Here is a 7313-nt window from a genome sequence, read left to right on the forward strand (position 1 = left end):
TATTCTGAGGCATAAGGACAGATTCCGGACAAGCCGGAATGACAAAAATAAGGGGAATGACAAAAATAAGGGAGGCAATTCCTAATGCGTTTGCCCTGTAGTCAAACTTCACCAGTGACAATGTTAAGCCAGTGACAATGTTAAGCCAGTGACAACCTCAGCAGTGATTATATTGACACAAAGCGGCAAAATATGCGCTGTCTGTGCACCTATGGGAAGTTGCGGTGGGGGGGGCTTATTCATAACTATTTATATTTACGAGATAATTTTTTGGCACAGCACTGGCGTGAATCTTGCAATAGTTAAAGTATATCATGGGAACTGACGATTATATAAGCAAGGAGGGAAATAATATGACAGTCAGCGCTGTGTATACTGAGCACTTCAATATTTACTGTAAAGAAGAGGGGTTGCTTATCCCTCAGGACAGATGTGTGAACTATCAGATGAAAAATGGGCAGGGTTGTTTTTGGTGCGGGTATTATTCGAGTGAACTGTTGAGATGACGATTTCAGTAATGTCATCCTCAAATAGGAAATCTCGCATGGCGGAGCACTCAGTCCTGTTTCAGTCTGAGGCTGCGCGTCCAACTGCCCGCTAAAAAAAATCCTCATATCCGTTTAATGTAGTTTTACAAGTAAAAACTCCTATGGTATAATGATGGCGATGAAGGGATTGGATATTATCAACGGCTCATACAGAAGTCCGCGGCCTGCAAGGACGTCAGGGTGGATTCCGTCTTTAAGGTTTTACAGGAGACTGCTTGACATTTTGTACAAGCTGGGGGTTGAGGCAAAGAAAAATGGTTTAGTAAACGATAATTTCCATGCCACTGCTTACGGTATTTTAAAGGCGCTTGAGGGTAGTGGGGTAGAGTTTGAGGTAAACGGGGTGGAGAATGTCAGCAGTGTTGACGGGCCTTGCGTATATATGCCGAATCACATGAGCGTACTGGAGACCTTTGTACTGCCCGGCTTTATATGTCCATACAAGGAGATGACCTTTGTCATAAAGGATAGTCTGTTGAAATATCCTGTGTTTAGGGACGTGATGGTTGCGATGGATTCTGTGGTTGTAAAAAGGGTAAACGCGCGGGACGACCTCAATGTAGTCCTTACTGAGGGTGCTAAGAAGCTGGCTGGTGGGAAGTCTATGATAATATTTCCTCAGAGTACGAGGACGCTGGATTTTTCGCCGAAAAATTATAACACGATGGGGATAAAGCTGGCCCTGCGGGCGGGGGTGCCGGTAGTGCCGGTAGCTGTTAAATCGGATGCGTGGCGTGCTGGCAGAATTTTGAAGGATTTCGGCAAGATAGATGCGTCAAAGAAGGTCTATATAACCTTTGGAAGGCCGATGAGGATAAAAAACAGGGGTGCTGAAGAGCATAAGGAATCCATAGAGTTTATATGCGGGTGGCTTGAAAAGTGGGGCGTGAATGTTGTGCGATAGGAAACATCGGCTCTAACCTGCCAACCGTACACAAAAATATCCGAAACAGTGGTTTTATTGGACAAGAGGGATTTAAACCTTTCTATCACTCAGACAGTCTCCCGGCAGTCTCATCCTTATCCGATATGCCTGGTACCATCACTGTCTCAACCATGTTTTTTTAGCCTGTTACTTTAACAGTCCCTCGATTTCTTTCTGTACTACTTCGTCAGTCCAATCTACGCTGCCAAAGAATTTTCTTATAATCTTTCCATCGCTGCTTATTAAATATGTTGTCGGCTGCGCTGAGACCTTGTATAGTTTCTTTGCGACGCGTTTGTCAGTGTCCAATAAGACGATAAAACTTAAGGGATTTTTTGCGATATATTTTTTCACCTTCGTCGTGGAACTGTCAAGGGATATTGCAACGACTTCAAACCCCTTTTGTTTATACTTGAGATATAACTTATTCATTGACGGCAGTTCCTCTACACAGGGCGGACACCATGTCGCCCAGAAATTTATTAAAACGGTCTTTCCCTTTAGCGTTGACAGGGAAAAATTCTTGCCGTCCAGTGTCTTTAGTGTGAAATCAGGGGCGGCCTTGCCTATGATTTCGTCGCTTTCCCAAGGTGCGGGCGGCACCGCGCCGACAGTTGTGGTAATTAATAAAATAAGTATGAGCGTCCAGTATTTAATCATTGTTTTGTCCCCCTATTTAAAAAATCGTTCACCTTTAATTATCCTTTCCTTTTGTATCACCAAGGTGTCTTTTATTATTTCACCGCCTAAATCAATGGGCATACAACCGCCCTGATTTGCCCATCTCTCCTCTTTAAGCAGGAATTTTGTCTTGCACTCCCGGCATATTATCTCTGTCCCTTCTACCATGTAACCCTTCTTATACTTGAAGCACGTAAAGCAGGCGTCAAAATGCGTGTGCAGATTTCCCTTGCCGTCCATTCTCACGAAGAAATTAATGTTTGTGCCGTTATATTTATACGTATAGAAATGCACATCGCCGTTGTTTACCTCTTTGAGCGGGATAGAGATAGTGCCGCCGTGGTCTTCCACCCGTTGATATTCTAATTGTCTCGTGCCGCACGCGCATATGGCAATTGAAAAGAGCAGGGGGGGGAAGATGTACATGAAGCGTTGGAAATCTGTGGGTCTTCTAATCCCTGCCGACATTATCAGCCCATATCCTTAGTCATTAAAATCCCCCGGTTCATGACAAAGTGCTTGTTGCACTGGCTGGCTATGTCGGTGTTGTGTGTTACGATTAGAAATGTTATACCGTTTTCGGCGTTCATTTTTCTAAAGAGCGCGAGCATCTCGGCCTCGGTCTCCTCGTCGAGGTCTCCGGTTGGCTCATCTGCGAGGATTATCTCCGGGTTATTGATAAACGCCCTCGCTATGGCCGCACGGCGCTGCTGCCCCCCGCTTAATTGCGATGGATATGCGCTTAGTTTGTCCTGCAATCCCACCATAAACAGCAGGTCTTTGGCGTCAATCCCCCTGTGTTTGTCCGCCGCCTTGTTAAACGCGGTTGGAAGGATTACGTTTTCCAGCACGGTCAACGTGGGGATTAGGCTTGAGAACTGGAAGATAAAATTAATCCTCCTGTTTCTGAACTCAGATAACTCATTGTCGGTGAGAGACCATAATTCTGTATCGCCATACTTAATTATGCCGGAGTCAGGTTTCGTCAGGCCGCCTATGATGCTCAATAATGTAGTCTTGCCGCTTCCCGAATGGCCAAAAATCATTATCGAGTCGCCCTTTTCGACGTTGAAACTAACGTTGTCAACGGCCTTTATTATGTCTCTGCCGACTTTATAGTTTTTGTGCAGGCCTTTAATCTCTAACATAGCACGTCTACTCCCCGCCCCTGATTGCGGCGTATGGCTCCATCCTCATTGATTTTACCGCCGGATAAAGGGCGGCAAGCGTGCCGGTAAGAAACGACAAAAACAGGCATATCAGCACTAACAATACCAGATTTATGGGCTGTGGCCACATGTAAGGGACGTTAAGGGCGGCCTTTATCGGCTCTCTGAACATGTAGAGGAACATCCCCCCTATGCCTATGCCGATTATCCCTCCAGCCAACGACAGCACCGCCGCCTCAGATATTATCAACCTGAATATGTCTGTCCTCTTTGCCCCAAGGGCGCGTAACAGCCCCAGTTCTCGCTGCCTCTCGTTTACTATCATAGAGAAGACCACGCTGATAAGCAAGATGGACATGATCCAGAGTATTACGCTGATAGATAGAATGCTGCGTAACAGCATAAAAAGCTGCTTTCTGACAGAGGCCGCCACATCCTCGGACACGATTGCCTTTACGCCGTCTATCTGGCTTTCTATAAAGATAGCCACCCTGCGCGGCGAAAACTCAGTGTCTGTCTGTACCAATATCGTGGATATTTCATTGTTTAGCTTATCGAACACATTCACTGTGCCATTGTCCGTAGTCTCGACCATTCCCCTAAACGATTCTATTGGCAGGTAAAGGGCATTGTCAATAAACGGCATACCGGTAGCCTCAAGCATTCCGACGACTGTTACCAACTCGCTGTATATCTGAAAGCTTGAGCCGGGTATGTATGCCGTCACAGAGCGCCCCATTATTGCCTCTTTCGGTGCGAGGGGTTTCTTTAAACTCTCAGCAAGCCACGGCGCAATCGTAAAATCATGCTCCGGTTCGAACCCGACAATGAACATATCTCCGGTATCGCAGCACTTATATCTGGACGTCTTGAGATACAACTGGCCGGCAACCTTTTTTACCCCTTGAATTTTCCTGATTTTCTCCTCAATGCCCCGGTCCATATAAAAAGTCGAAGGCTCACCCGCCAGAAGCGACGCCATTGCCTTAGACTCAGAATTTGCAGGGACGACCATCACATCCGCCCCAAGTCGTCTTGTGCCGCGCGTCAGGCTTGTCTCTACCGAATCCATCACAGTAGTCACTGAAAACAGCGTAGCGGCCACGACCATTACGGCGGCAGATATCGCCATGCTGCGAAAAAACTTCCTGCGAATGTTTTTATATGCTAAAGTTGACAGACTAAATGACATCGTAACACTACTTTAACATTTTAGGGCGGTTTAATGACAGCGTCAAATGAAAAAAAATATACCGGTGCAACACTCACGTGCCGTTACACCGGTATGCCTTACGTCTTTAATTCTGAAACAACGTTATTAGTGTTATTTCTTCTCTTTCGAAATATCCTTTATCTTCTCGTCATGCTTCATCGGCTGAGCGTCTTTCGGCATGATATGGTCGGCGCCTGCCGCGATACCCTTGCGGTCCCAATCTATCTGAACTGCGCAAAGATACGGCCTTCCGTCGTCTGTCTTCTTAGGTACTGCAAAGTTTAACGCATAGTGGCATAACTTACATGCACCGCGCATATCCACAACTCTTCTGTTGGCTGCGTTGACAACTACTAACGCACTGTCGTCCTGGTCGGGTACCTGTCTGGTTGACACGAGGGCATATTTGCCGTCAGGGGTGAAATCTACGTCGTGAGGATTGCCGCCTATCAACACCTTGTCTATTACCTTATTTGCCTTTGTATCAATAATAGTCACCGAGCCTGGGATAGAGCCGCCTTCCGTGTAGCCTACGCCGGCAGGTTTGCCGTCTTTCAACTCCGCGCCGTCGGACTGCCACATCTCGTCTGTACCCGGCCTGATTCTACCGCGGTGGATAAATGCCCCTACGTCTTTTATCTGTCCCGTCACTTTCTTTGTTTTAACGTCAACAACACTTACAAAGCCTCCGGGCATATCGGCGACATAGGCGTTTTTGCCGTCTTTAGAAAAAGCAATGGCGCAGATAGATTTGCTGACAGGGAAGCTATCAACAAGTTTTTTTGCCTTTGGGTCAAACACATAGACATTGCCGTCGTCCATATCTGAAACCCATATCGTGCCGTCGGGGGCGATTGCCGAGCCGCAGTGTTTTTTACCGATTTTCATCCATTCAGACTGTTTGCCGGTCTCAACATCGATCTCTTTCTCAAATCCATCAAGTGAAAACACATAGATGGTCTTCTTATCGGTTGAAAGCTGGAGCGTGTCCGATGGTTTGCCGTGAGAGTATCTGGCTAACTCTCCGGTTGCCAGGTCAAGAACCGCAATGTGTCCGCCATGTCCCTGGATATACGCTACACCCGAAAGCTTGGGTGCGTCCTCAGCGCTGGCCACGCCGACTGACAATATCGTAAGCACTATCAGAGCTAATACAAGGTACTTTTTCATCTTATCTCCTTTAATCCCTTTTGTTGTTGACTCTCTTTTGTTGTTATTAGACCCGGCTGCCGCCAAATTCGGCTGCTGCCGCGCGTGACTGTAATAAGATTCCAGTCGCTTCATCCTCCCGTTTGACAACTACACGCATGTGCAATACAATAAGACCTCTGCTACACCTCTTGTGCTATTACACCTCTGCACCACACCTGTCCTTAAGCCACGATGATTATCACCTCCCAATAAGTGTCAACTGCCGATTAAGCCGCAAATTGCTGAGCCTGGTAACAAAAATCACAACACACCTGCATTTAGATCGTCTTACAGCCTCGTCTAATTGGCGTCATTATAGCATAGACGGGTTAAAAAATCTACTGGCAATTTTGACAATCCACAAAAAAAATATAGTGACTATTGTCACGGCATAAAATTTTTTCGGTTGTGGCCTGAGGCCATAGAGAACTACGCTTCCTTTCATATATAATACAGAGGTGATGGATGACATGGCACTGATGAGGCGCTGTCTTGCGCTTGCCAGGCGCGGAGTTGGCGGCACCAGTCCCAATCCCATGGTTGGGGCGCTGTTATATAAGGATGGGCGGGTTATTGCCGGGGACTATCATCGAAAGGCGGGTGAGCCTCATGCCGAGGCGCTCGTATTAACAAAGGCAGGGGCGGCGGCGGCGGGTGCGACACTGTTCGTCTCGCTTGAGCCGTGCTGCCATACGGGCAAGCGTACGCCGCCGTGTACGGAGGCCATCATAGGGGCGAAGGTAAGACGTGTTGTTGCCGCCATGGAAGACCCTAACCCTGCCGTCTGTGGACGGGGTATTGAAAAGCTCAGGGATGCGGGTATTGAGACCCAGGTTGGTATCCTGCAGGATGAGGCGAGGAGGCTCAACGAGGCCTATATTAAATATATCACGACAGAAACCCCTTTTGTAATCCTGAAGGCCGCGATGACTTTAGACGGGAAGATGGCCGGCCCCGACGGGCAATCGAAGTGGATTACGTGCGAGAAGTCGCGGCGCTATGTGCACAGGATACGTGGCGGCGTGGACGCTGTACTAACCGCAATCGGCACGGTAAAGGCCGACAATCCGCGCCTCACCGCCCGTGGGCGGGGGCTGAGAAGTCCAATTCGCGTCTGCATAGACCCATCTCTTGAGACCCCGCTGGATTATGAGATATTGACAACCCCACCGCGCACTATCATTGTTACGAAAGAAACTGACACGCGGGCATATGGCAAGGGTGTTGAGTTCATCCACTATGACGGCCGCCTTGACTTAAAATGGCTGATGAGGCAGCTAGGGCAAAGACATAAAATCACATCGGTCATGATAGAGGGCGGGGCGTCGCTCACAGGACACGCCGTTGAGGACGGTATTGTTGACAAGGTGGTGTTTTTCATAGCGCCAAAGATAATAGGAGGGAAGGGTGTTTATTGCCCTGTCTCGTCGAAATCTTTCAGGAGTATTAGCAACCCCTTCGAGGTGTATGATATGAGGGCTCGGACTTTGGGCACCGATATCGTTATTGAAGGCTACTTGCGATGAGCGGGGGGAACATGCTTTCTATAATTATGCTCACTCCACGACATTTTTACCTGAGCTTTT

8 protein-coding genes are annotated in these 7313 nt (G+C 47.7%); 3 read left to right on the plus strand and 5 right to left on the minus strand.

The window, feature by feature from the left end; translation table 11 throughout:
* The first annotated feature begins 353 nt into the window (after positions 1 to 353).
* On the plus strand, positions 354 to 506 hold the full coding sequence (locus tag AB7D94_RS09810) for a hypothetical protein (protein ID WP_420265652.1): 153 nt from the start codon (positions 354 to 356) through the stop codon (positions 504 to 506).
* A gap of 160 nt (positions 507 to 666) precedes the next feature.
* Positions 667 to 1452 (plus strand): lysophospholipid acyltransferase family protein, encoded by a 786-nt coding sequence (locus AB7D94_RS09815; RefSeq protein WP_420265653.1) that lies wholly within the window; start codon positions 667 to 669, stop codon positions 1450 to 1452.
* Positions 1453 to 1620: 168 nt separating this feature from the next.
* Here AB7D94_RS09815 and AB7D94_RS09820 read toward each other — a convergent pair whose 3' ends face one another.
* From AB7D94_RS09820 to AB7D94_RS09840, 5 genes are all read right to left on the minus strand, one after another.
* The gene (locus tag AB7D94_RS09820) at positions 1621 to 2133 is read right to left on the minus strand and encodes a peroxiredoxin family protein (protein WP_420265654.1); all 513 of its coding nucleotides are present in this window, start codon (positions 2131 to 2133) and stop codon (positions 1621 to 1623) included.
* Between the two features lie 12 nt (positions 2134 to 2145).
* Entirely contained in the window at positions 2146 to 2622 is a 477-nt protein-coding gene (locus AB7D94_RS09825; RefSeq protein WP_420265655.1) for a Fe-S-containing protein, read from the minus strand.
* Between the two features lie 2 nt (positions 2623 to 2624).
* On the minus strand, positions 2625 to 3302 hold the full coding sequence (locus tag AB7D94_RS09830; protein WP_420265656.1) for an ABC transporter ATP-binding protein: 678 nt from the start codon (positions 3300 to 3302) through the stop codon (positions 2625 to 2627).
* 7 nt (positions 3303 to 3309) lie between these two features.
* The gene (locus AB7D94_RS09835; protein ID WP_420265657.1) at positions 3310 to 4455 is read right to left on the minus strand and encodes an ABC transporter permease; all 1146 of its coding nucleotides are present in this window, start codon (positions 4453 to 4455) and stop codon (positions 3310 to 3312) included.
* A gap of 192 nt (positions 4456 to 4647) precedes the next feature.
* Entirely contained in the window at positions 4648 to 5820 is a 1173-nt protein-coding gene (locus AB7D94_RS09840) for a YncE family protein (RefSeq protein WP_420265659.1), read from the minus strand.
* Positions 5821 to 6188: 368 nt separating this feature from the next.
* Between AB7D94_RS09840 and ribD the strand changes: the two genes are divergently transcribed.
* Complete coding sequence (gene ribD / locus AB7D94_RS09845; RefSeq protein ID WP_420265660.1) at positions 6189 to 7253, plus strand: bifunctional diaminohydroxyphosphoribosylaminopyrimidine deaminase/5-amino-6-(5-phosphoribosylamino)uracil reductase RibD; 1065 nt, start codon at positions 6189 to 6191, stop codon at positions 7251 to 7253.
* Positions 7254 to 7313: the final 60 nt, after the last annotated feature.

The sequence above is a fragment of the Candidatus Magnetominusculus dajiuhuensis genome (genome assembly GCF_046044395.1).
GTDB lineage: Bacteria > Nitrospirota > Thermodesulfovibrionia > Thermodesulfovibrionales > Magnetobacteriaceae > Magnetominusculus > Magnetominusculus dajiuhuensis.